We start from the raw sequence: 24,173 nt of genomic DNA, 5'->3' as shown, positions 1-24,173 counted from the left end.
GCTGGTGCCCCCGGCCTCCGCCGGGGGCACCGGCTACCAACGTTGGTAGTCCACAGTAGACACCAACGACACCCGGCGGATCCTGTGGTACAAGTGGATGACCGTCGCAGGCCATCGAGACTGCCGATCGGGAGGACACCGACATCCTGGGGGATCAAGGTATGCCATCGATTCACGGGCACAACGCCTCCACCGGACCAGCGCACCGAGTCCCCCGGCGGTCCGACGCACGGGGCCGCGAGGCCGAACTGGCCCGGCTCACCGGCATCGTGGACGGCGCGGAACCCGGCGTCCGGGCGGTGCGCGTCAGCGGTGACCCGTGGAGCGGGAAGTCCGAACTGCTCGCGGCGCTCGCCGGCCACGCGAAAGCCCGCGGCTGGGCGGTCGCCTGCGGCGCGGCGGGTCCCCTGCCCGGTTCGCTGCCCTTCGGCGTTTTCTCCGACGCCCTCGACGATCTGCTGGCCTCGCCGCACCCGGCGCTGCTCGACGGATTCCCCGAGTACCACGTCTGCTGGCTGGCCGGCATCTTCCCGGCGCTGGCCCAGTACGCGCCCGACGCGGCCGTGCCGACCGATCCGTCGGAGCTGCGGCACCTCTTCCACGCGGTGCGCGCCCTGCTCGAACGGCTCAGCGCCGGCGCGCCCCTGCTGCTGGTGGTCGACGACCTCCAGTGGGCCGACCCGGCGTCGGCCGACCTGTTCACCCACCTGATCCGGCGCCCGCCGAACGCGCCGGTCCTGCTGGTGACCGCGCTGCGCCCCCGGCAGACGGCCGGCGACCTGCTCGCCGCGCTCGACGGCACCGGCGTCGCGCACATCGCCCTGCCCGCGCTGCCCGAGGACTACCTCGGCACGCTGCTGCCGCCCGGCCTGCCCGCCGTCCGCCGCGATGCCCTGCTGGACGCCGCGGACGGCAACCCGGGCCTGCTGCGCGCCCTGGCCGCGGCGGAGGACACGCCGGACCGGACCGGCGGCCCGGGACTGCCGGTGTCGCCGCTGCGGGAGTTCCGCACGCTGGGCCCGTTCACCTGGACCGTCGCGCACGCGGCGGCCCTGCTGCGCGAGTCGTTCGACACCGGGCTGCTGGCGACGGTGGTGGACGGCGGCGAGGGCCCGACCGGGGCCGCCGTCGACGAGCTCGTCGCACACGACATCCTGCGCGTGGACGGCAGCAACGGCACCTTCCGGTTCCGCAACCCGCTGCTGCGCGCCACCGCGCACCAGGCCGCCGGGGCGGCGTGGCGGCTCGGCGCGCACGCCCGGGCCGCCGCGGCGCTGCGCGACCGGGACGCGCCCGCCCCCGAGGTCGCCCACCACCTGGCGCACTGCGCGCTGGTCGAGCGGAACGACGCGGCCGGGATCCTGGTCGAGGCCGCCCGCGAGGTGCGCTGGGAGCGTCCGGCCGACGCCGCCGCCTGGCTGCGCCGGGCCCTGGACGCCCGTGGCCCGGTGTGCGCCGACCACGTCCCGCTGCTGGCCATCGCGCTCGTGGTCACCGGCCGCACGGCCGACGCCCGTGTCCTGTTCGACCAGGTGGCGCCCGGCCCGGAGACGGCGCTGTGGGCCGGGCGGGCGCTGCACCTGGACGGCCACCGCGAAGCCGCGGCCGACCGGCTCCGCGGCGGGCTGCGGGTCGTCGACCCCGGCGATCACCGCACCCAGGCGCGGCTGGTCGCGGACCTGCTCGCCACCACGGTCGGCACCCGCCACCCCACCGCGGTCCCCGACCTGGCGATCCTCTCGTCCGTGAAGGGCGTGCCCGGCCTCGGCCCGCTGGCCGACCACCTGGACCCGGCGGCCGACGCGGGCCCGCGCGCCCTGCTGCTGGCCCTGGCCACGTTGACCGACCCCGCCGGCCGGGCCGCCGAGGACCAGCTGCTCAAGGCCAGGACGCTGATGGCCAACGCGTCCGACGCGGACCTGGCCCCCGACGTCACCCCGCTCTACTGGCTGGCCCGCGCCGAACACGCCCTCGCCCGCGACGACCTGGCCGGCCGGCACCTCCACCGGGCCCTCGCCATCGCCACCCGGTTCGGGCACCGCTACGTCCTCGGCAGCCTCACCGCCCTGCTCGATCACCTCGACGACAACCGGCACCCGGAGCCCGACCCGCTGCCGGACGCGGACATGCCGTCGGAGCTGGCCCAGCTGAGCGGTCGTGAGCGCGAGATCTCGCGCCTCGTCAGCGACGGCCGGACGAACCAGCAGATCGCCCGCACACTGGGCCTGAGCCACAAGACGGTGGAGACCTACCTGGCGCGCATCTTCAAGAAGCTCGCGCTGTGTTCACGGGCCCAGCTCGCCACCATCGTCGGCCGCTCGGTCTCGATGCCGGCGTTCCCCCACCCCGCCGCCCCACCGGCGGGCGTCGCCGCCGAACGCCTGATGCCGGCCTGAGTCAGGAACCCGGGCCGCGCAAGCCCGCCGCGCCAGACTGCCCCCGGCCCACCGACCCGCGTCGGCGCCGAACGACTCAGGCCCGAGGAGCCAGGAACCCGGGCCGCGCAAGCCCGCCGCGCCGGCCTGCCCCCACCCCGCGTCACCGCCAAATACCCCAGGCGGCCCGAGACCTCAAGAAGCGGGGCCGCGCAACGAAGACGCCGCCGCAGCCGCGACCGCTTCGGCCACTGTGGACAGCGCCGGCAGGTCCAGTTTCCACTGCTGCCAGTAGAGCGGCACGTCCACCGGCCGGTTCCGCGCCAGCGGCACCAGCGTCCCGGCCCGCAGCCCGGGTGCCGCCTGCACCTCCGGCACCATGCCCCAGCCGAGCCCCGCCTCCACCGCGGCGACCACCATTTCCGACGCCGGGACGTAGTGCCGCTGCGGGCTCGCGCCGTCGCCGCCGAGCAGGCGCACGAATGCGTCCTGCAGGTCGTCGTGGTCGTCGAACACCACGACGGGCGCCGCGGTCAGGTCGGCCCGCAGCGCGCCGGTGATCCAGCGCGCGACGAACGCCGGACTGGCCAGCGGCAGGTAGCGGAGGGCGCCCAGCGGGCGCACCGAACAGCCCTGCACCGGCGCGGCCGAGGACGTCACCGCGGCCATCACCCGGCCCTCCCGCAGCAACGTCGTGGTGTGTTCCTGGTCCTCGCGGTGCAGTTCGAAGCAGATCGGCGGGTCGGCGACCACGCCCGCCAGCGCCGGCAGGAACCACGTCGACAGCGAGTCGGCGTTGACCGCGATCGGCACGCGGACCGGCTCGCCGCTCATGCCCAGCTCGGCTCGCGCGTCCCGCTCGAGGGCCGCGAGCCGCCGCGCGAACCGGACCACCACCTGCCCCGAGTCGGTGACGCGCACCGGTTTCGTGCGGGTCACCAGGACGCTCCCGGTCCGCTGCTCGAGGGCCTTGACCCGCTGGCTCACGGCCGACGGCGTGACGTGCAGCACGGCCGCGGCGGCGTCGAACGTCCCGGCGTCGACGACCGCGAGCAACGTCCTGACCTGGTCCAACGGCAGCTCGGCGATCACGGGGCCCGATCCTAGAGGGCGGCGCCCTTGACCTTCACACTGTGACAAGGTCTTCACTGCCGGGAGGAGGTGGTTCCCATGGAACACGTACTGGACACACAGCTGGCCGCCGGAAACTCGTCGGCCCGGCTGCAGGCCGCGCTGGCGGCCGGCACCGGAGCCGACCCCGGGCTCGCCGACGCGCTCGTGGCCCGCTGCGCGGTCGAGCCGGACTTCTACGTGCGCGACATGCTCACCTGGGCGTTGACCCGCCTCCCGGCGGACCTCACCGTGCCCAAGCTCGTCGCGCAACTGCGGTCCGGACGTGCGCAAGCCCGCAGCCAGGCCCTGCACACGCTGTCCAAGATCGGCGACCGGACGGCGTGGCCCGCGATCACCCCGTCGCTGCTGCACGACCCGGACGACGAAGTCGCGCGAAGCGCCTGGCGTGCCGCTGTCGTGCTCGCGCCACCCGGCGACCGGCCGGACCTGGCCGGGGAACTGGCAGGGCAGCTCGGCCGCGGCGACCGGGCCGTGCGGCTGAGCCTGAGCCGGGCTCTCGCCGCACTCGGTGACGCGGCCGAGTCCGCCCTGACGACGGGACTCGCCAGTGCCGACCCGGACGTGCGGGCGCACGCCCGGGCCACGCAACGGCTGGTGCGGGACCCGGACGCCGGGTTCGACCTGGCCGTCGACGAGGCGAAGCGGGTCGTCGCGCTCGGGCCGGACGCCGCGTGCTGATCGGGGAGGTGGCCCGCCGGTCCGGGGTGAGCACGCGGATGCTGCGGCACTACGACACCCTCGGGCTGGTGCGGCCGACCGGCCGGACCGTGGGCGGCTACCGCGAGTACTCCGAAGCGGACATCCGCCGGATCTTCCACGTCGAAGGCCTGCGCACGCTGGGGATGTCGCTGCGGCAGATCGGCCGCGCCCTGGCCGATCCCGCCTTCACCCCGGCCACCATGGTCGGCGACCTCATCCGGCGGACCGAGGAGCGGCTGGAGCGCGAGCGCGAACTCCTCGACCGCCTCCGGGCGATCGACGCCTCGGACCCCGCGGGCTGGGACGGCGTCCTGCACGTGGTCGGGCTCCTGCACGGGCTCGGTTCCCCGAGCCCGGGTCGCCGGCAGCAAGCCGCCCTCGCCCCGGTCGAGGACGTTCCGCTGCTGGCCAGGGCGGTGCTGACGGAGACGAACCCGAACGTCGCCGGCGCCCTGCGCTGGGCGCTGGCCCGCGCGGGCGCCGACGCGGTGGCCGCGGTGGCCACCGGCCTGCGCTCGGAGGAGGTGGCCATCCGGCGGCGCGCGGTCCTGGCCATCGCCGAGCTCCCGGGCGACGAAGCGACCGCGGCGCTGGCGGGCGCCCTCGACGACCCGGACCCGCAGGTGCGCCGCCACGCGGCGCTGGCGTCGGGCGGCCGCGGCGAGATCAGGGCGGTGCCGCTGCTCGTCGCGATGGTGGTCGAAGGCACCAACGACGTCGAGGCGGCGGAAGTGCTGGGGGTGCTGGCCCGGGAGCCGGGCCAGGGTGCGCGGATCCTGGAGGCGCTGGCCGGGGAACTCGCCGGGGCTCCTCCGGTGCGGATGCGCGTGACTCAGGCTCTGGCGGAGCTGCCGGGAGATCTGGCCCAGGACGTCCTGCAGCAGTTGACCGGCGACGACGACCGGGCGGTCGCCCTGCTGGCCACCGCCATCAGAGTTCCCTGACGTGCAGCAGCGACCGGACGTCCAGCTGCCGACGCACCTGGTTGCTGCGCAACCCGTCCACCACGGTCGCCACGCCGAGCCAGGTGGCCTCGGCGTCCTGGGTGAGAAGGCGGGCGCTGTGAGCCTGGCCCCCGGTCTCGATCCAGTCGTCGACGAACAGCACGCGGTCGCCGCCGTCGAGCAGGTCCTTGGGGAAGCCGAGGCTGAGGTGGCGGTCCCGGTAGTCCGGCGGGGTGGTCCGCCGCAGCCAGGCCTCGCTGTCGGCCAACGGCCCGCGGTCCTTGCGGACTTCGACGAAGCCGACCTCCAGGTGCAGCGCGACCAGCGGCCCCAGCAGGCAGCCACGGGATTCCGGCCCCAGCACGACGGTGGGCCGCCGGTCGGCGAACAGCCCGGCCAGTGCGGGCCCCAGGCCGGCGAGCAGCTCCGGCCGGCGCCACCACCCGGTCACGTCGGCGTAGCAGCCGTCGTCCGTGCGATCCCCGCGCCAGGTGAAAGCACGCCGGAGCCCGGACTTCACCTCTTCCACCAGCACGTGGCCGATGGTCGCGCCCGCGGGCCTTCGCGGGCAATCGGATTTCGGCCTACCCCGGCAGGCGCTCCGGCAGGCCGAGCACCGGGAACCGCCCGGCGTCGAACGTGGTGATCTCGGTGATCACCCCGCCGCTGACCCGCAGGACATCGATCGTCAACGGCCGGTACATCCCCTGTTGCCGGAGGTAGAACGCGACCGCGGGCTGCCGGTTGACCGCCGTCGGGACGCCGCGCAAGCCCGTCAGCTGCTCGAACCCGTCCTCGATCCAGTTCCGCACCACCGCGTCCCGGCCGAGGTGCAGTCCCGGTGTCGGCGGCATCGAACAGCGGACGTCCTCGCGCAGCAGGGCGGCGATCCCGGCGACGTCGCTGGCCACGCTGGCCTCGGTGTAGCGGCGCACCAGCTCGCGCGTGCCGGCGTCCTCCTCGCCGCCGGTCCAGTCCTGGCGCTCGGCGGGCAGGTGCTCCCGCATGCCCGCGCGGGCCCGCTGCAGCGCGCTGTTCACGGAGTTGACCGAGTCCCCGAGCAGCTCCGCGACCTCCTTCGCCGGCCGGCCGAGCACGTCGCGCAGGATCAGCACCGCCCGTGGCCGCGGCGCCAGGTGCTGGACCGCGACCAGGTACGCCAGCTCGATCGTCTCCCGCGCGAGGGCGACGGCCTCCGGCTCGTCCGCACCGGCCGCGGGCAGCTCGTCCAGCAGGCGGTCCGGGTAGGGCTGCAGCCACGGCACCTCGCCCCCGGCCGCCGGCTCCGGGCGGCAGCGGGCCAGCCGGTCCAGGCACGCGTTGGTGGCGATCCGGTACAGCCACGCCCGGAACGTCGACCGCCCCTCGAAGGTCTCCCGCCGCCGCCAGGCGCGCAGGAAGGTCTCCTGGACGGCGTCCTCGGCGTCCTCGAACGACCCCAGCATCCGGTAGCAGTGCACGTGCAGCTCCCGCCGGTGCCGCTCCGCCAGTCCCGAGAACGCCGGCTCCTCCAGCCGCGTGTCCGCACTCATCCCGTCATCCTTCCGCCTCGTCGTGGCTGTCGCAGGTATGACGACGGCGAGCGCGGCAACTCATCACCGGACCGGTTCAGTAGCTGAACGTCGTCGCCGCTTCGTCGCCGATCCACTTCCACAGCGGGATGGTGCCGTTCAGCTCCGCGCCGTCGATCAGGCTGCCGGCGTCGAGGTGCTTCGCGGTGAAGCAGATGGGGCACACGTAGTACCGGCCGCCCGCGGCTTCGTAGCGCTTGACCAGGTCGGCCAGCGGCGGACAGCCGTCGCACGCGGCGCCGACGGCGGTGCCCGCCAGGGCGATCCGGACCGCCTCCTTGGTCAGGAACATCAGCGTCTCGCGCCCGGTCTCGGCGGCCCCCACCGCGACCAGGAACGCGACGGTCACCTTTTCCGCGTCCTCGAGGCCCGTCGACAGGCTGATGACGGCTTTGTTCGACATATCTTGTCGCTCCCTTCGTCCGGACCAGGACGTTAGGAGCGGGCGGCGCCCGTGTCGTCGGGTGTTTGCCCGACTTATCGGACCGCCTTGGCTCGATAAGTCGACTTCTTCGCCTGGTTGCCGCAGACCCCCATGGAGCACCACCGGCGCGTCCCCGGCCGGGAGGTGTCCAGGAACAGCGCCCCGCACCGGGCCCCTTCGCACCGCCGGACCCGCGCGAACTCCGGCGACGCCACCAGCTCCACCGCGTCCCGGGCCAGCACCGCCAGCATCGCCGACGCGGGGTCCGCGGCCTGCCAGCGCAGTTGGCCCGACGGCGTCAGCGACGGCGCGGGCACCGGCAGCGCCGCGACGCGGTTCAGCCGCTGCCGGGTCGACGGGCGCACCGAAGCCGTCAGCAGCTCGTGGATTGCTTCGCGGACGGCACGCGCTTCCTCGGCCGACTCCGGCCGGACCGGGGTGGCGAACGGGCCGAACCGGTCGATCCACGCTCCCCACGCCGCCGCGTCCGGCAGCTCCTCCGTCTCCGACGGCGTCCCCCGGTACCGCAGGGTCCGGATGAAGTCGAGGCACAGGCGGCCCGCTCCCGCGCGGAATCTGTCCGTCATACGGGTCACAGTACGCCGGAACCGGTTTGACTGGTACCTTCGGAACCGATCAAACCGGTTCCACTATTGGGGGCACGCATGACCGAGACCGAACAGAAGGCCCCGCCCGGCTGGCTCGTGCTGCTCCTGGCCGTCTCTTGTGGACTGACCGTCGCCAACCTCTATTACGCCCAGCCGCTGCTCGCCGAGCTGCGGCAGACGTTCGGCGTCGGCGAGGCCGCGGCCGGCGGGGTGGTCACCGCCACCCAGATCGGGTACGCCGCCGGGATGCTGCTGCTCGTCCCGCTCGGCGACCGGCTCGAGAACCGCGGCCTGGTCGCGACGCTGCTCGCCGTCGCCTGCGCCGGCCTGGTCGTCACCGGGATCGCGCCGGGGTTCGCCGTGCTGCTCATCGCCTCGCTGGCCGTCGGGGCGGCGTCGGTCGTGGTGCAGATCCTCATCCCGTTCGCCGCCGACCTGTCGCCCGACGCCATCCGCGGCCGGATCGTCGGGCGCGTCGTCAGCGGGCTGCTGTTCGGGATCCTGCTCTCCCGGGTCGTCGCCAGCCTGCTCGCCGAGGTGACGAGCTGGCGCGTCGTGTTCCTGATCTCGGCCGGCGCGATGGCCGCGCTCGCCGTCGTGCTGCGGTTCATCCTGCCGCCCCGGGCGCCCAAGACGGACGTCCGCTACGGCGAGCTGCTCCGCTCGACCTTCGCCATGGCCCGCAAACACCCGGCGCTGCGCCACCGCGCCCTCTACCAGTCGGCGATGTTCGGTGCGTTCAGCGCGTTCTGGACGACCATCGCGTTCGTCCTCACCGCACCGCCGTTCAACTACTCCCAGCTCGGTGTGGGCCTGTTCGCCCTGGCGGGCGCGGCCGGCGCCGCGGTGGCCCCCCTGGCCGGACGCTGGTCGGACCACGGCCACGGCCGGCGGCTCACGGCGGCGGCGTTCGTGCTCTGCGCGGCCGCGTTCGCGCTCGCGGGGTTCGGCGCGCACAGCGTCATCCTGCTGGCGATCGCGGCGATCGCCATCGACATGGCGGTCCAGGCGACGCTGGTGACCGGCCAGCACGTGATCTACCAGCTCGACCCCTCGGCCCGCGCCCGCGTCAACAGCGTGTACCTGGGCACGTTCTTCGTCGGCGGCGCGATCGGCTCTCAGGCGGGCTCGATCGCCTACCACCTGGGCGGCTGGACGGCGGTCGTCATCTTCGCCGGCGCGCTGCCGCTGCTCGGCCTGGCCGGGATGACCCGCACCCGCGTCTGACGCTCACCCTGCGAAAACGGCCCGGTTCGCCGCCACCCACTGCGCGTAGGTCGTTCCCGGACGGCCCAGCAGTTCCTCGACGACGCCGGTCGGCACCTGCGGGTGCCGCAGCGTTTCCGCGAAGCCTTCGAGCAGCCAGCCGACGGCGTCTTCCGGGACGCCGTAACCGATCCACTGCGCGCGCTGCTCCGCCGGCGTCAGCTCGCGGAACCGGATGTCCTTGCCCAGCACCGAAGCCAGGGTCCCGACCTGCCCGCGCAGGGTGATCGCCTCCGGTCCACTCAGGACATACGTGGCGCCGGCGTGCCCGTCGGTGGTCAGCACCCGCGCGGCGACGGCCGCGATGTCGCCGAGGTCGATCGGCGTCTGCGTCGCGTCGCCGTAGGCCATCGCCACCTCCCCCGCCCGGACCATGGGCGCCCAGTCGAGCGTGTTGTTCATGAACACGCCGGGCCGCAGGAAGGTCCAGGCGAACCCGGCCTCCCGGACAGCAGCCTCGACGGCGGCGTACTCGTGACCACTGGAGCCTTCGTGCTCGTCCCCGATGCTGCTGCCCGACAAGGCGACGACCCGTTCGATGCCGGCTTCGGAGGCCAGCTCGCAGAAGCGCCGGACGGTCCGCGCCATCGGGGCGAGGTACACCGCCGAGACACCTTCGAGCGCCACCGGCAGCGTCGAGGGCCGGGCCAGTGACCCGACGACCACCTCGGCCTCGGCCGGCAGCTGCGCACGTTCGGGGTCGACGGTCAGCGCCCGCACCGGTACCCCCGCGGCCAGCAGTTCGTCGACCACCAGCCGGCCGACGTTGCCGGTCGCGCCCGTCACCAGGATCGTCATGAGCACCCTCCTCGTTCTCGTATGCCGTACGAGATCGTACGGCATACGAGAACCCGGGTGCACGGGAAAACGGAAATTCAGGAGGTGATGGTCGGCAGTTCCGGTGCCGCGACGTCGTAGACCTTGCCGTCCTGGGTCAGCAGGGCCGCCAGGACCTTCGCCTTGCGGTCCGTCTGCTCCGCGGTCCCCCAGCGGACGACCTTGCCGTTGGCCAGCGTGAACTCCACGCTGGCCGGTGTCTTCGCCGTCGCCGTCGTGACCTGCTTGAGCAGCTGCTCCGGGATCACCCCGAGCACCGCCGTCACCGCCCGGGTCACCGGGTCGTCCGCCGAGACCTTCGGCAGCTTCAGCTCCGGCAGGCCCGGCGGCCGCGCCGCGACCGTCTTGAACACCACGCCGCCGCCGTCCACCAGGTGCACGCCGTCGCCGCCCGGGCCGCTGTCGAAGAACGCGATCGCCGTTCGCTCGGTCACCGTGATCTCAACCGTGTTCGGCCACGAACGCGACACCTCGACCGTGGCGATGCCCGGCATCGCCGCCACGCGGTCGCGGATCTCGTCCGTGCTCAGCCGCAGCATCGGCTTGTCCGCCGGGACGGCCGCCACCGTGCGGATCGAGTCGGCCGGCACCGTGCGCGACCCGCTGACCGCGACCTCCTGCACCCCGAGCATCGAGCTGAAGAACAGCAGGTAGACCAGCGCCACCACGGTGAGCACCGACAGCAGCGCGACCCACCGGCGGCGGATCTCCACCTGCCGGTTGGGCCGGTTGCGCGGCGACGGCTTGGCGCGCGCGGCGCGGGTCCGGCGGCGCTCCTCCTCGGAGCGCCGCCCCCGCCGCTGCCGGGCCAGGGCCGCACGATCCGGCGCGTCTTCTTCCGGAGGACGGCGTTCCCTGGTCGGACTCATGGCTTCAGCGCTTGTCCAGCTCGGCGAGGATTTCCGGCCCCAGCTGCGTCACGTCCCCGGCGCCCATGGTCACCACGAGGTCGCCGGGCTTGGCCAGCCCGGCCGCCAGCGGCGCGGCGACGTCGAACGCCGGCTCGTACCGCACCGACGCCGTCACCTGGTCCGCGATCAGCGCGCCGGTGACGCCCGGCTCGGGCTCCTCGCGCGCGCCGTAGACGTCCAGCACGACGACCTCGTCGGCCAGCGACAACGCCGCCGCGAACTCCGCCGAGAACGTCTTCGTCCGCGAGTACAGGTGCGGCTGGAACACCACGATCACCCGCCCGGACCCGGCCGCCGTGCGCACCGCGCGCAGCTGCGCGGCCACCTCGGTCGGGTGGTGGGCGTAGTCGTCGTAGACGCGGACGTCGCCGGCCCGGCCCTTGAACTCGAAGCGCCGCCGGACGCCGCCGAACGCCGCGAGCCCCTCGGCCAGCTCGAGCGGCGGCGCGCCCAGCTCGATCCCGGCCAGCAGGGCCGCCACGGCGTTCAACGCCATGTGCTCGCCCGGCACCGCGACCCGCACCGACAGCTCGGAGCCGTCCAGCGACAGCCGCACCACACCGCCGTCCGGCGCCGGGACGTAGTCCAGGATCCGCGCGTCGGTGGCCGTGCGGCCGTAGCGCCGGACCCGGACGCCGAGCTCCTCGGCCTGCTTGCCGAGGTCGTCCGCCGCGGCGTCGTCGGCGCAGACGATCAGCAGCCCGCCCGGCACGATCCGGCTCACGAACTCGGTGAACACCTTGGTGTAGGCCTCGGCCGTGCCGTGGTGGTCCAGGTGGTCCGGCTCGACGTTCGTCACGACCGCGACCGACGGCGAATACGTCAGGAACGAGCCGTCGCTCTCGTCGGCCTCGGCGACGAAGATGCCGCCCTCGCCGTGGTGGGCGTTCGCGCCGGACTCGTTGAGGTCGCCGCCGATGGCGAACGACGGGTCGAGCCGGCAGTGCTGCAGCGCCACGGTGAGCATCGACGTCGTCGACGTCTTGCCGTGCGTGCCGGCGATGCAGGCGACCCGGTGGCCTTCCATCAGCCCGGCCAGCGCCTGCGCCCGGTGCAGCACCGGGATGCCCGCCGCGCGCGCCGCGGCCAGCTCGGGGTTGGTCTCCTTGATCGCCGTCGAGACGACCACGGCCGACGGCGGCTCGGCCATTTCGTCCAAATTGGACGCCCGCTGGCCGACGAACAGCTCGGCGCCCTGGGCCCGCAGCGACAGTAGCGCGCGCGACTCCTTGGCGTCCGAACCCGACACGAAGGCCCCGCGGGCCAGCAGGATCCGCGCGATGCCGGACATGCCGGCCCCGCCGATCCCGATCAGGTGCGCCCGGCGCAGTTCTTCAGGCAGGTCAAGCACCGGCGGCCTCCAGAACGATCCGGGCGAGGGTCTCGTCGGCCTCGCGGTGGCCCATGCCGACCGCCGCCGCGCCCATCTTCGCGACGCGGTCGGCGTCGGTGACCAGCGGGACGACGACCTCGGCGACCTTGGCCGGGCTGAGGTCGGCGTCGTCGATCATCAGCGCGGCCCCGGCGTCGACCGCGGGACGGCCGTTGGTGGCCTGCTCGCCGTTGCCGATCGGCAGCGGCACGAACACCGCGGGCAGCCCGACCGAGGTCACCTCGGCGACGGTCATCGCGCCGGAGCGGCAGATCGCGACGTCGGCGGCGGCGTAGGCCAGGTCCATCCGCTCCAAGTACGGCACCGGCACGTACGCCGGCTTGCCCGGGAACTCCTGCACGACCAGCGTGTTCTTCGGGCCGTGCGCGTGCAGGACGCCGACCCCGGCGTCCGCGAGCTCCTTCGCCGCGCCGGACACGGCGGCGTTGATCGACTGCGCGCCCTGCGAACCGCCGAAGACCAGCAGCGTCGGCGCGTCCGGGTCGAGGTCGAAGAACGCGCGGGCCTCGGCCCGCAGCGCGGCCCGGTCGAGGGCCGTGATCGACCGCCGCAGCGGGATCCCGACGACCTCGGCGTTCGGCAGCGTGGTCCCCGAGACGGCGACCGCCACCCGGCGGGCGAACCGGGCGCCGACCTTGTTGGCCAGGCCGGCCGACTTGTTGGCCTCGTGCACGACGATCGGGACGCGCCCGCGCGCGGCCAGGTAGGCGGGCAGCGCGACGTACCCGCCGAAGCCGACGACGACGTCCGCGCCGACGCGCTCCAGCACTTCGCGGGTCTTGCGGACCGAGTCGCGGACCTTCAGCGGCAGCTTGACCAGCTCCGGGGTCGGCTTGCGGGGCAGCGGCACCGGCGGGATCAGCTCGAGGGGGTAGCCGCGGGCCGGGACGAGCTTGTTCTCCAGGCCGCGCTCGGTGCCGAGCGCGACGACCTTCGCGTCCGGTCGCAGCCGCATGACGGCGTCGGCCAGGGCGAGGGCGGGTTCGATGTGTCCTGCGGTGCCACCTCCGGCGACCACGACCACGGGCGCCTTGCCCGCGGCGGCTCGCTCGGTTCCCTTGACGGGCTTACTCACCTATGACCTCTCCGGTTCGCGGTACTCCGGGTACCACGGCTCGCTGTTGTCCGCGCGGCCCCGCCGCGAGACGTGGCCGTGCTCGTCCGTGCCGCGCTGCGGCGCACCGGTTCGCGGACCGACCTGCGTCGTTCCTGCGCCGGGGCGGGCCGGGCCGCACGGGGCGCCGGCCGGGCCGCCTTCGCCCCACTCCGCCCCGCCGCCTTGCGCGTGGCGGGCGGGCGGTACGGGTCGGGCGCGGGCAGCCGCAGCAGACGCCCGAATTTACCCGGCCCCTGTGTGCGCAGCGCGGCCACCGCCTCCGGTTCGTGCCGGGCGGCGTTCGCGAGCACGCCCATGATGAGCATGGTGATCACCAGCGAGGTGCCGCCGTAGGAGATCAGCGGCAGCGTGACGCCGGTGACCGGCAGCAGGCCGACGACGTAGCCGATGTTGATGCCGGCCTGGGCGACCAGGAACACCGTCAGCGTGCCGGAGACGATCCGGATCCACGGGTCGATGTTGCGGGTGGCGATCCGCAGGCCGACGATGGCGACCCCGCCGAAGAGGGCGAGCACGACCACGCAGCCGATCAGGCCGAGCTCCTCGCCGATCAGGGCGAAGATGAAGTCGTTCTGCACGTTCGGCAAGTAGCCCCAGTTGGACGTGCCCTGGCCGAGGCCCTTGCCGAGGAACCCGCCGTCGGCCAGGGCGAGCTTGGCCTGGTTGGCCTGGAAGCCCTCGGCGCTGACGTCGGCGTCCGGCGAGAGGAACGACATGACCCGGGCGAGCCGGTAGGGCGCGATGACGGCCAGCACGAGCACGCCGGCCAAGCCTCCCGCGAGGATGACGCCGAACAGCCGTTTCGGGGCGCCGGCGAACCACAGCAGCGCCAGCAGCACCACGGCCAGGGTGACCGTGCCGCCGAGGTCGGGTTGCAGCATGACCAGGGCGAACATCAGCAGCGCGATCGGCACCACCGGCACCAGCAGGTGCCGCCACTGGTGGATCACGTTGTACTTGATCACCAGGATGTGCGCGCCCCAGAAGGCCAGTGCCACCTTCGCGGCCTCGACCGGCTGGAAGGTGAACTCGCCGATCTTGAACCAGCCCTGCGAGCCGTTGACCGTCGAGCCGAGCGGGGTGAGCACGAGCACCAGCAGGCCGAGGCAGATCACCGTCGCGGTGGCCGACATCCGCCGGATCCGCTCCAGCTTGACCCGCAGGCCCAGCCAGAACACGAACGAGCCGAGCGCGACGAACACGAGGTGCTTGACGAACAGCGAATACACGCCGCTGCCGGTCTTCGGGTTGTAGGAGGCGACCGACGACGCCGAGAGCACCATGACGATGCCGATGACGGTGAGCACGCCGGTGAGGGCGAGCACCAGGTGGAACGACGCCAGCGGCCGCGAGAGCCACGCGGTCAGCGCGGTCCGGAACGCGACGAAGCCGCTTTCCTTGCGATCCCGGCGCGGCTGCTTCGGCGGCGGTACGGGTTTGGTCTCAGCTGTCGTCACTCGGCTCCCCCGCTGCGTCGTCGCGGAGGACACGCACGGCCGCGGCGAACGCGTCGCCGCGCGCGCCGTAGCTCGAGAACATGTCCAACGACGCCGCGGCGGGTGCCAGCAGCACCACGTCACCTGGCCGGGCCATCGCGCTGGCCGCACTCACCGCCGCAGTCATGGGTTCATCGTCACCCGGACGGAGGCTGTTCACCGGGACATCCGGCGCGTGTCGCGCAACCGCGGCGGCGATCACGGGTGAATCGACACCGAGGAGCACGACCCCGCGGAGGCGGCCGGCGATGCTGCTCACGAGTTCGTCGACCGAGGCGCCCTTGAGCTGGCCCCCGGCGATCCACACGATGCTCGCGTGGGCGCGCAGGGATCCAGCGGCCGCGTGCGGGTTGGTCGCCTTCGAGTCGTTGACGTACCGCACGCCGGCCACTTCGGCGACCTCGACGGCCCGGTGCGGGGCCGGCTGGTACTCGCGCAGGCCCTCCACCACGGCGTCGGCCGTGACGCCGTGCGCGCGGGCCAGCGCGGCCGCGGCCAGGGCGTTGGCGACGTTGTGCGGGCCCGCCGGGCGGACGTCCGCCAGCGTGGCGAGCTCCTCGGCGCTGTTCGCCGGGTCGGCGACGAAAGCGCGGTCGACCAGCAGGTCCTCGACCACGCCCAGCTCGCCGGCGCGCGGGGTGTCGAGCTGGAAGCCGACGCGGCGGGCGCTCTCGGGCGCGTGCTCGGCGGCGATCCGGGTGGACCAGTGGTCGTCGGCGTTGTGCACGGCGACCTTGGCCCGCGTGTAGACGCGACCCTTGGCGGCCGCGTACTCGGCCATCGAGCCGTGCCAGTCGATGTGGTCCTCGGCCAGGTTGAGCACGACGGCGGCGTCCGGGGCCAGTGTCGAAGACCAGTGCAGCTGGAAGCTCGACAGCTCCACGGCCAGCACGTCGTAGCCGGCGCGGACCGCGTCGAGCGCCGCGTACCCGATGTTCCCGCAGGCCACGGCGTTCGCACCGGCGGCCTTGAGGATCGACTCGAGCATGCCGGCGGTGGTCGTCTTGCCGTTGGTGCCGGTGACGACCAGCCAGCACGGCGGGTGCTCGCGCAGCTGCCCGACCCGCCAGGCCAGCTCGACGTCCCCGATGACCTCGATCCCGGCCTCGGCCGCGGCCACCAGCAGCGGCGACGTCGGCCGCCAGCCGGGGCTGGTGACGACCAGGACGACGTCGGCGGGCGGCTCGGTCAGGCCCGGCACCAGCTCGGCGCCGAGGCCGTCCAGCTCGGCCAGGCGCTCGGCGTTGCCGTCGGTGACGGTGACGCGTGCCCCCAGCTCGACCAGCACCGGCACCACGGACTTGCCCGTGACCCCGGCCCCGGCGACCAGGACGTGACGACCCGAAATGTCCACGGTCAGCCGCCGAGGCCCAGCTGCTCGCTGTAGAACAGGCCGAGCCCGAACATGCAGCAGATCGCCGACAGCAGCCAGAACCGGATGATCACCGTGGTTTCGGCCCAGCCGGCGAGCTCGAAGTGGTGGTGGAACGGCGCCATCCGGAACAGCCGGCGCCGGGTCGTCCGGAACACCGCGATCTGCGCGACCACCGAGATCATCTCGACCATGAACAGGCCGCCGATGACGATGGCGAGCAGCTCGGTGCGGGTCGTCATGGACAGGCCGGCGACCAGGCCGCCGAGGGCCAGCGAGCCGGTGTCGCCCATGAAGATCTTCGCCGGGGCCGCGTTCCACCAGAGGAACCCGACGCAGGCGCCGGTCGCCGCGGCGGCGACCACGGCCAGGTCCAGGGGGTCGCGGACGTCGTAGCAGGCGGCGGCCGGCGCGTTGGCGCAGGACAGCCGCTCCTGCCAGAACGAGATGACCACGTAGGTGGCCAGCACCATCGCCGCCGCGCCGCCGGCCAGGCCGTCGAGGCCGTCGGTGAAGTTCACCGCGTTCGACCAGCCGGAGATGACGATGTAGCAGAAGATCACGAAGATCACCGACGGGAAGGTGATCAGCGCGAGGTCGCGGACGTAGGAGAGGCTCTCCGACGCCGGCGTGATGCCATGCTCGTTCGGGAAGTTCAGCACCAGCACCGCGAAGGCGATGGTGACCACGAGCTGCCCGACCAGCTTCGCGGTCTTGTTCAGCCCCAGGTTCCGCTGCTTGCGGATCTTGATGAAGTCGTCGAGGAAGCCGACGATCCCCAGGCCCACCGCGAGCATCAGGACGAGCAGCCCGGAGGCCGTCGGCGCGCCGCTGCGGGAGTTGAACATCCAGTTGATCAGATGTGCGGCGAAGTACCCGACGACCATCGCGATGATGATCGCGACACCGCCCATGGTCGGGGTACCGCGCTTGGACTTGTGTCCCTGGGGGCCTTCCTCACGGATCTCCTGGCCGAAGCCCTGCCGGGAGAAGACCCGGATGAGGTAGGGCGTGAGCAGGATGGAGATCAGCAGGCCCGCCGCGGCCGCGATCAGGATGCTGATCACGCGTCACCACCGTTCGAGCGATTCTCGGAGTTGTCGGATTCCCGGGGTTCGAGCAGGGCTTCGGCGACCCGCCAGAGGCCGGCCGCCTTGGAGGCCTTGACCAGCACCACGTCCCCGGGGCGGAGCTGATCATGCAGCAGGGCGGCGGCGGCCTCGACGTCGGGTACCAGAGTGGACTCCTCGCCCCAGGAGCCTTCCTGGTGCGCACCCTGGTGCATGGCCGCCGCCTCGGGCCCGATGACCACGAGCTTGGCGATGTTGAGCCGGACGACGAGCCTGCCGATCTCGTCGTGGGCGGTGACCGAATCCGCGCCGAGCTCGCCCATCACGCCGAGCACGGCCCACGAGCGGCGGCCGGTCTCCCGCGTCATCGCGGCGAGGGCCTTCAGGCCGGCCCGCATCGACTCGGGGTTGGCGTTGAAGGAGTCGTTGAGGATCGTGACGCCGTCGGGCCGGGTGACGACCTCCATGCGCCGGGCGGAGCGCCGTTCGAGGGCCGAGAGCCGCTCGGCGACCTCGGCCGGCGGCACGCCCAGCTCCAGGGCCACCGCGGCGGCCGAGAGCGCGTTGCCGACGTGGTGCTCGCCGTGCAGCGGCAGCTTGACGTCGGCCTCGCCGGCCGGGGTGATCAGCCGGAAGGAGGCGCGGGCCTCGTCGTCGAGGGTGATGTTCTCCGCGCGGACCTGGGCGGACGGGCTCTCGCCGACGAACACCACCCGGGCCTTCGTGCGGCTCGCCATGGCCGCGACCAGCGGGTCGTCGAGGTTCAGGATGGCGACGCCGTCTTCGGGCAGGGCCTCGACGAGCTCGCCCTTGGTCTTCGCGATGCCTTCGCGCGAACCGAACTCGCCGACGTGCGCGCTGCCGACGTTGAGCACGACGCCGATCTTCGGCGGGGCGATCTCGGCGAGGTGGGCGATGTGGCCGGGGCCCCGCGCGGACAGCTCCAGCACCAGGTGCCGGGTCTGCGCGTCGGCCCGCAGCGCCGTCCAGGGGTGGCCGAGCTCGTTGTTGAACGACCCGGGCGGCGCGATCGTCGGGCCGAGCGGCTCGAGCAGCTGCGCGATGACGTCCTTGGTCGAGGTCTTGCCGGAGGAGCCGGTGACGCCGACGACGGTCAGCTCGCCCTCGGCCAGGCGCTGCACGACGTGCCGGGCGAGCTTGGCCAGCGCGGCCAGCACCGCGGCGCCGGAGCCGTCCTTGTCGCCGGTCAGCGCGACCGACCGCTCGTGGGCCTCGCCCGCGGCCAGGGGCGGGACGACGATCGCGGGCGCGTCGACCTCGCGGGCGGCCAGCACGGCCACGGCGCCGGCCTCGACGGCCTGCGCGGCGAAGTCGTGGCCGTCGACCTTCTCGCCCGGCAGGGCGACGAACAGGCCGCCGGGCGTGAGCTTCCGGGTGTCGAACTCCACGGTGCCGGTCACCTGCGCGCCCGGATCGGCGCGGTGCAGCCGGCCGCCGACGACGTCGGCGATCTCGGCCAGGCTGAGCACGATCACACACTCACCTCGAGTTTGTTGCGGATGGCCGCGGCCAGCTCGTCGCGGTCGGAGAACGGGTGCACGACACCGCCGGCCTCCTGGCCGGACTCGTGCCCCTTGCCGGCGAGGAAGACGATGTCGCCCGGCTCGGCCAGCGCGACGGCGTGCGCGATGGCCTCGCGGCGGTCGCCGATTTCGATGACCTCGCCGCCTTCGGCGGGCCCGACCGCGCGGGCGCCGGCCAGCATGGCGGCCCGGATCGCCGCCGGGTCTTCGGAGCGCGGGTTGTCGTCGGTGACGATCAGGACTTCGCTGCGGCGAGCCGCGGCCTCGCCCATCATCGGGCGCTTGGCGGTGTCCCGGTCGCCGCCGCAGCCGAGCACGGTGATGATCCGGCCTTCGGTGCGGGCGCGCAGCGCGTCCAGGCCCTGGGCGACCGCGGCCGGCTTGTGGGCGTAGTCGACGACGGCGGTGAACTCCTGGCCGACGTAGACGCGTTCCATCCGGCCCGGCACCTGCACCTGGGCGAGCCCGGTGACGATGTGCTCCAGGCTCACCCCGGCGGTGCTCAGGATCGCGGCGGCGAGCACGGCGTTGGCGACGTTGAACTCCCCGGGCAGCGGGATGCGGGCCGCGGCGCGGACGCCGTCCGGGCCGTGGAGGGTGAACGTCTGCTCGCCCTGCGGGGTGGCCTCCAGGTCGGTGGCCTTCCACGCGGCGTCGGTGCCCGGATCGGTGGTGACGGTGATCGTCTGCGGCGTCAGCAGGGCCTGCCCCCACGCGCTGTCGACCACGACGACCTCGTGCGTCGAGCGGCCGTCGAACAGCAGCGACTTCGCGGCGAAGTACTCCTGCATGTCCTTGTGGAAGTCCAGGTGGTCCTGGGAGAGGTTGGTGAACGCGCCGACCGAGAACCGGGTGCCGTTGACCCGGCCCAGCGCGAGCGCGTGGCTGGAGACCTCCATCGGCACGTGCGTGACGCCGCGCTCGAGCATCACCGCGAGCAGCGCCTGCAGGTCCGGCGCCTCGGGTGTGGTGAAGCCGCTGACCAGGCGTTCGCCGGCGATCCGGGTCTCCACCGTCCCGATCAGGCCGGTGGTCAGGCCGGCCGCCTGCAGGCCCGCGTCGACCAGGTAGGACGTCGTGGTCTTGCCGGAGGTGCCGGTGACGCCGAGGACGGACAGCCGCAGCGAGGGCTCGCCGTAGATCCAGGCGGCGATCTCGCCGAGGGCGGCGCGCGGGTCGGCGTGGACCAGGATCGGGACGCCGGCGTCGCGCAGGGCGGGCCGCTCGGCGCCGGCGGCGTCGGTGAGCACCGCGACGGCCCCGGCGGCGACCGCCTGGTCGCTGAAGTCGGCACCGTGCGCGCGGGCGCCCGGGAGGGCGGCGAAGAGGTCACCGGGCAGCACGTGCTGCGCGCGCAGCGTGGTGCCGGTGACGGTGAGCTCGGCCGCGTCGGGCGAGCCGGCGATGAGGCGGGCGTCCGCCCTGGCGAGCAGCGTCGCCAGCGGGACCGGGACGATGCGCGCCGGGCGCGGCGGTGCGGGGACCGCTTTCACCGGGCTTTCCGGCACCGGGGAACTGGACGAGGACACGGACACGGCCAAGAGGCTACCGGCGGCCGTTCCGGGCCCCCGCACGCGGTACGGCGATTGCGCACGGCTGAGGCACATGTGCTAGGCGCCGTTCCCGACCTCGTTGCCCCGCAACGGTTTCCCCCGCGCCGGCCGATGTGGACGCTCAACCGCCGAAGGCCCCCTCGGGTGAGGGGGCCTCGACGGACCGTGCCTGGCTACGGGGCGATGATGAGCGGGACCTCCGGCGAGGGGCCGTCGGACAACGGAATCTGGTACCGCTGCGTCACGTACGAGGCGATGGTGTGGAACAGCGGCGCGGCGGAGTGCCCGACCGGCAGCGTCGTGTCCGGCGCGTCCAGCCGGATCCCGACGACGAACCGCGGGTGGTCGGCGGGCAGGATGCCGGCGAAGGTGATGTTGTACAGGTGGTCGCTGTAGGCCCTCGTCCGCGGGTCGACCTGCTGGCCGGTGCCGGTCTTCCCGGAGATCTGGTAGCCCTCGACCGCCGCCGTCGGCGCGGTGCCCTTCTGCAGGCCCTTGCCGTTCTGGGCGACCGCGCGCATCATGTCGCGCACCGTCTTGGCGGTCTGGGGATCGACCACCCGGACCGACTTCGGGGCCGGCTCGGGCACGGTCGTGCCGTCCGGGTTCACCTTCGCCTTGACGATCCGGGGTTCGACGCGCACGCCGTCGTTGGCGATCGCCTGGTACATCCCGGCCATCTGCAGGATGGTCATCGACAGGCCCTGCCCGATCGGCAGGTTGCCGAAGGTGGTCGCCGACCACTGGCTGCGCGCCGGCACGGAACCCGCGCTCTCGCCGGGCAGGCCGACGCCGGTGCGCTGGCCCAGGCCGAACGACTTGAGCAGGTTCGCGTAGCGCTCCTCGCCGATCTTCTGCGCCAGCAGCAGGGTGCCGATGTTGGACGACTTGGCGAAGATGCCGGTGGTGGTGAAGGTCTGGGTGCCGTGCGTCCAGGCGTCGTGCACCGTCTTGTCGGCCACCTGCAGCGCGCCGGGCACCTGAACCGTCGACTCCGGCGTCGCGATGCCGTACTCGATCGCCCCGGTCGCGGTGACGAGCTTGTTGACCGACCCGGGTTCGAACGGCGTGGTGACCGCCGGGTTGGCCAGGTCGTCGGCGTTCCACGTGCTCGGGTCGTTGGGGTCGAACGTCTTGTCGTTGGCCAGCGCGTAGACCTCGCCGGTCTTGGCGTCCATGACGACCGCCTGGCCGCCCTTGGCGTGCGACTGCTGGACGTAGTCGCTCAGCTGCCGCTGCACCTCGTACTGCAGGTCGGAGTCGATGGTCAGCTCGAGGTCCGAGCCGGGGACGGCGGCCTGCAGGTCGTGCTCGGTGCCCGGGATGACGACGTTGTCGCTGCCGTTCTTGGTGTTGACCATCATCCGGCCCGGTGTCCCCGCCAGGTCGTTGTCGCGCAGCAGCTCCAGCCCGACGAGGCCGTGGAGGTTGTGCTTGGACACGTCCTTGTCTTCGGAGCGCCAGTTCGCGGCGCCGACGATGTTGGCCGCCAGGCTGCCGCCCGGGTACTCCCGCAGCGCGCGCTTCTCGACGCCGATCCACGCGAAGTGCTTGACGATGTCGGCGGCGACGGACGGCTCGACGTTGTTCACCAGGTAGGTGAAGGACGCCTGCTTGTGGAACAGGTCCAGCAGCTGCTGCTCGGTCAGCTGGTTCGGCACCTTCGCCGCGATGTACTTCGCGGCGGCGGCGGTTTCGGCGTCGAACGTCTTCTGCGTGCCGGGGTTCTTCGCGGCGAAGTCGTCCATGTTCTTGTGCAGCGCCTTGAGGTTCACCGACAGCGTGCGCACCTCGACGCTGAACGCCAGCTTGGCGCCGTTGCGGTCCATAATGGACCCGCGCTGGGCCGGGATGTCGATGGTCTGGGTGCGCTGCCGCTCGGCCGCGGCCGACAGCGCGGCGGCGTCGAACCACTGCACCTGCACCAGTTTCACGCCCGCGACGAGCAGCACGGCGACCAGCAGCAGGCGCACCGCGGAGAACCGGCTGCGGTGCCCGCCGTTGCCGCGGCGCGCGGCCGCGCTGCGGGTCCCGGCGGCGTACGTCCGCCGGGCGCTGCCCGCGGCGCGGGCGCGGACCTGGCTGCGGCCCGAAGCCATCACTGGCCGCCTCCCGGCTGGGCCGGCGGCTGCTCCTCGGCGGGCACGGCGGGCTGGTCGCCCTCGATCGGCGCGCCCTGCTGCGACTGCGTGCCCGCGGCGGGCGCGGCGGGCGGCGCGGCCGGCACCACGGGGGCGTCCGCCTTGGCCTTCTTGGGCTCGCCGACGAGCGAGGTCTTCCCGTCCGGGCCGACGACGATCCGCGCCGGGTCACCGCCGGGCACCATGCCCAGCTGCTGGGCCGCGGGCGCCAGGAAAGCGGGCGACTCCGCCTTGGCGACGTCGCGCTGCAGCTGTTCCTTCTGCTCGGCCAGGTTCGCGTTGCTGGTCCGCAGCTGCTCGAGCCGGTAGGAGTCGGCGATCGCCTGCGTGGTCAGCCACAGCGTGGTCGCCACGCCGGCGGCCAGCAGCGCCATCATCATCAGCACGAACGACGCCCGCGACTTCGGCAGCAGCAGCTTCAACCGGAGCTTCGGCTTCTCCGGCGTTTCGGCAGGCCTGGCCTTCGGCTCGAGGCGCGGCTCACGTTCCTTGAGCAGGTCGGCGCGCTGGGCGCGGCGGGCGTAGGCCCGCTCGGCCGCGGACGTGCGGCCCCGCGACGCGCGCCGGGGCGCGGTCTGCGTCGTCTGCCGGTCCGGCTCGACGGCGTCCGTCGAGGTGCGACCCCCCGTCGCCGGCGCGGCCCGGCGGCGGGAGGACTTCGCGGGAGCGGTCATCGCGGCTCTCCGATCCTCTCTGCGGCCCGCAGCCGCACCGAAGCGGCGCGCGGGTTCCGTTCGATCTCCTCTTCGCCGGCCTTCTCGGCGCCGCGCGTGAGGAGCTTCAGCTCCGGCCCGTGCCCCGGCAGCTCCACCGGGAGCCCTTCCGGGGTGCGGGACTTCGCGAGCTCGGCCAGCGCCTGCTTGACCAGCCGGTCCTCCAGGGACTGGTACGACTCGACGACGATCCGGCCGCCGACCTTCAGGGCGCCGAGCGCCGCCGGCATGGCGCGGCGCAGCACCTCCAGCTCGCCGTTGACCTCGATCCGCAGCGCCTGGAACGTCCGCTTGGCCGGGTGCCCGCCGGTGCGGCGGGTGGCGGCCGGGACGGCGTCGTAGAGCAGCTCGACCAGGCGGCCGCTATTCGTGAACGGCTCCTTCGCCCGCTCGGCCACGACCGCCTTGACGATCCGCTGCGCGAAGCGCTCTTCGCCGTAGTCCCGCAGGATCCGGACGAGCTCGCCGGGCGCGTAGGTGTTGAGGACGTCGGCGGCGGTGAACCCGGTGGTCGGGTCCATCCGCATGTCCAGCGGCGAGTCCTTGGCGTAGGCGAACCCGCGCTCGGCGCGGTCCAGCTGCATGGACGAGACGCCGAGGTCGAACAGGATGCCGTCGGCCTTCGCGATGCCCAGCCCGTCGAGGGCCTCGGGGAGCCCGTCGTAGACGGTGTGGACGAAGTCGACGCGGTCGCCGTGGCGGGCCAGGCGTTCGGCGGACTTCTCGAGCGCGGCGGGGTCGCGGTCCAAGGCGACCAGGCGCAGCCGCGGGAAGGCCTCCAGGAGGGCGTCGGAATGCCCGCCGAGGCCGACCGTCGCGTCCACGAGGACGCCGTCGCGGTCGATGAACACGGGAGTGAACAGCTCGACGATCCGGTCGAGCAGCACCGGGACGTGCTCGGTCATCGTTCCCTCCCCCTCTCTTGCCCAGTCGGCCCGGGGGAAATATGGCGGATGCCGTCAGGTCCCTGTCCGCCCGCTGCGGACCTGGTACCGGGGAAGGTGC

Annotated in this window: 21 protein-coding genes; 4 read left to right on the top strand and 17 right to left on the bottom strand. The window is 73.4% G+C overall.

Annotated features, from left to right (window positions below):
• Positions 1-161 precede the first annotated feature (161 nt).
• Entirely contained in the window at positions 162-2,396 is a 2,235-nt protein-coding gene (locus H5965_RS24955) for an AAA family ATPase (protein WP_310972647.1), read from the top strand.
• Between the two features lie 174 nt (positions 2,397-2,570).
• Here H5965_RS24955 and H5965_RS24950 read toward each other — a convergent pair whose 3' ends face one another.
• Positions 2,571-3,467 (bottom strand): LysR family transcriptional regulator ArgP, encoded by an 897-nt coding sequence (locus H5965_RS24950; protein ID WP_310972646.1) that lies wholly within the window; start codon positions 3,465-3,467, stop codon positions 2,571-2,573.
• Between the two features lie 78 nt (positions 3,468-3,545).
• On the opposite strand from H5965_RS24950, the gene H5965_RS24945 reads away from it, so the two are divergent.
• A complete protein-coding gene (locus tag H5965_RS24945) occupies positions 3,546-4,187 on the top strand; it encodes a HEAT repeat domain-containing protein (protein WP_310972645.1) in 642 nt (213 codons plus the stop codon).
• Positions 4,181-5,152 (top strand): MerR family transcriptional regulator, encoded by a 972-nt coding sequence (locus tag H5965_RS24940; RefSeq protein WP_310972644.1) that lies wholly within the window; start codon positions 4,181-4,183, stop codon positions 5,150-5,152. The genes H5965_RS24945 and H5965_RS24940 overlap by 7 nt, the downstream gene beginning before the upstream one ends.
• On the opposite strand, the gene H5965_RS24935 is transcribed toward H5965_RS24940, so the two are convergent.
• The 4 genes from H5965_RS24935 to H5965_RS24920 form a co-directional block, all read right to left on the bottom strand.
• Positions 5,139-5,687: a phosphoribosyltransferase family protein gene (locus H5965_RS24935; RefSeq protein ID WP_310972643.1), complete on the bottom strand. Its 549-nt coding sequence runs from the start codon at positions 5,685-5,687 to the stop codon at positions 5,139-5,141. The genes H5965_RS24940 and H5965_RS24935 overlap by 14 nt on opposite strands.
• A 49-nt stretch (positions 5,688-5,736) precedes the next feature.
• On the bottom strand, positions 5,737-6,723 hold the full coding sequence (locus H5965_RS24930; RefSeq protein ID WP_310972686.1) for an RNA polymerase subunit sigma-70: 987 nt from the start codon (positions 6,721-6,723) through the stop codon (positions 5,737-5,739).
• Positions 6,724-6,760: 37 nt separating this feature from the next.
• The gene (locus tag H5965_RS24925) at positions 6,761-7,126 is read right to left on the bottom strand and encodes a DsrE family protein (protein WP_310972642.1); all 366 of its coding nucleotides are present in this window, start codon (positions 7,124-7,126) and stop codon (positions 6,761-6,763) included.
• Between the two features lie 74 nt (positions 7,127-7,200).
• Entirely contained in the window at positions 7,201-7,734 is a 534-nt protein-coding gene (locus H5965_RS24920; RefSeq protein WP_310972641.1) for an ABATE domain-containing protein, read from the bottom strand.
• Between the two features lie 78 nt (positions 7,735-7,812).
• On the opposite strand from H5965_RS24920, the gene H5965_RS24915 reads away from it, so the two are divergent.
• Entirely contained in the window at positions 7,813-8,982 is a 1,170-nt protein-coding gene (locus H5965_RS24915; RefSeq protein ID WP_310972640.1) for an MFS transporter, read from the top strand.
• A 3-nt stretch (positions 8,983-8,985) separates the two neighbouring features.
• On the opposite strand, the gene H5965_RS24910 is transcribed toward H5965_RS24915, so the two are convergent.
• The 12 genes from H5965_RS24910 to rsmH form a co-directional block, all read right to left on the bottom strand.
• Positions 8,986-9,819, bottom strand: coding sequence for an NAD(P)H-binding protein (locus tag H5965_RS24910; RefSeq protein ID WP_310972639.1), 834 nt, complete (start codon positions 9,817-9,819; stop codon positions 8,986-8,988).
• Between the two features lie 77 nt (positions 9,820-9,896).
• Positions 9,897-10,727, bottom strand: coding sequence for an FtsQ-type POTRA domain-containing protein (locus H5965_RS24905; protein ID WP_310972638.1), 831 nt, complete (start codon positions 10,725-10,727; stop codon positions 9,897-9,899).
• A gap of 4 nt (positions 10,728-10,731) precedes the next feature.
• Positions 10,732-12,120 carry a UDP-N-acetylmuramate--L-alanine ligase gene (gene murC / locus H5965_RS24900; RefSeq protein ID WP_310972637.1) on the bottom strand — a complete coding sequence of 463 codons (1,389 nt, stop codon included), beginning with the start codon at positions 12,118-12,120 and terminating at the stop codon, positions 10,732-10,734.
• Entirely contained in the window at positions 12,113-13,237 is a 1,125-nt protein-coding gene (gene murG / locus H5965_RS24895; protein WP_310972636.1) for an undecaprenyldiphospho-muramoylpentapeptide beta-N-acetylglucosaminyltransferase, read from the bottom strand. The genes murC and murG overlap by 8 nt, the downstream gene beginning before the upstream one ends.
• Entirely contained in the window at positions 13,234-14,736 is a 1,503-nt protein-coding gene (gene ftsW / locus H5965_RS24890; protein WP_310972635.1) for a putative lipid II flippase FtsW, read from the bottom strand. Before ftsW ends, murG begins: the two co-directional genes overlap by 4 nt.
• The gene (gene murD, locus H5965_RS24885) at positions 14,723-16,129 is read right to left on the bottom strand and encodes a UDP-N-acetylmuramoyl-L-alanine--D-glutamate ligase (protein ID WP_310972634.1); all 1,407 of its coding nucleotides are present in this window, start codon (positions 16,127-16,129) and stop codon (positions 14,723-14,725) included. Before murD ends, ftsW begins: the two co-directional genes overlap by 14 nt.
• Before the next feature lie 2 nt (positions 16,130-16,131).
• A complete protein-coding gene (mraY, locus tag H5965_RS24880; RefSeq protein WP_043785144.1) occupies positions 16,132-17,214 on the bottom strand; it encodes a phospho-N-acetylmuramoyl-pentapeptide-transferase in 1,083 nt (360 codons plus the stop codon).
• Entirely contained in the window at positions 17,211-18,713 is a 1,503-nt protein-coding gene (gene murF / locus H5965_RS24875; RefSeq protein ID WP_310972633.1) for a UDP-N-acetylmuramoyl-tripeptide--D-alanyl-D-alanine ligase, read from the bottom strand. Before murF ends, mraY begins: the two co-directional genes overlap by 4 nt.
• The gene (locus tag H5965_RS24870; RefSeq protein WP_310972685.1) at positions 18,710-20,254 is read right to left on the bottom strand and encodes a UDP-N-acetylmuramoyl-L-alanyl-D-glutamate--2,6-diaminopimelate ligase; all 1,545 of its coding nucleotides are present in this window, start codon (positions 20,252-20,254) and stop codon (positions 18,710-18,712) included. Before H5965_RS24870 ends, murF begins: the two co-directional genes overlap by 4 nt.
• Before the next feature lie 233 nt (positions 20,255-20,487).
• Positions 20,488-22,413, bottom strand: coding sequence for a penicillin-binding protein 2 (locus H5965_RS24865; RefSeq protein WP_310972632.1), 1,926 nt, complete (start codon positions 22,411-22,413; stop codon positions 20,488-20,490).
• Entirely contained in the window at positions 22,413-23,129 is a 717-nt protein-coding gene (locus H5965_RS24860; RefSeq protein ID WP_310972631.1) for a hypothetical protein, read from the bottom strand. The genes H5965_RS24865 and H5965_RS24860 overlap by 1 nt, the downstream gene beginning before the upstream one ends.
• Positions 23,126-24,073: a 16S rRNA (cytosine(1402)-N(4))-methyltransferase RsmH gene (rsmH, locus tag H5965_RS24855; RefSeq protein WP_310972630.1), complete on the bottom strand. Its 948-nt coding sequence runs from the start codon at positions 24,071-24,073 to the stop codon at positions 23,126-23,128. The genes H5965_RS24860 and rsmH overlap by 4 nt, the downstream gene beginning before the upstream one ends.
• Positions 24,074-24,173 lie beyond the last annotated feature (100 nt).

This window comes from Amycolatopsis sp. 505, from assembly GCF_031625235.1.
Lineage (GTDB): Bacteria > Actinomycetota > Actinomycetes > Mycobacteriales > Pseudonocardiaceae > Amycolatopsis.
The sequence above is the reverse complement of the archived record's forward strand: the minus strand, read 5'-3'. Positions and strand labels throughout refer to the sequence as shown.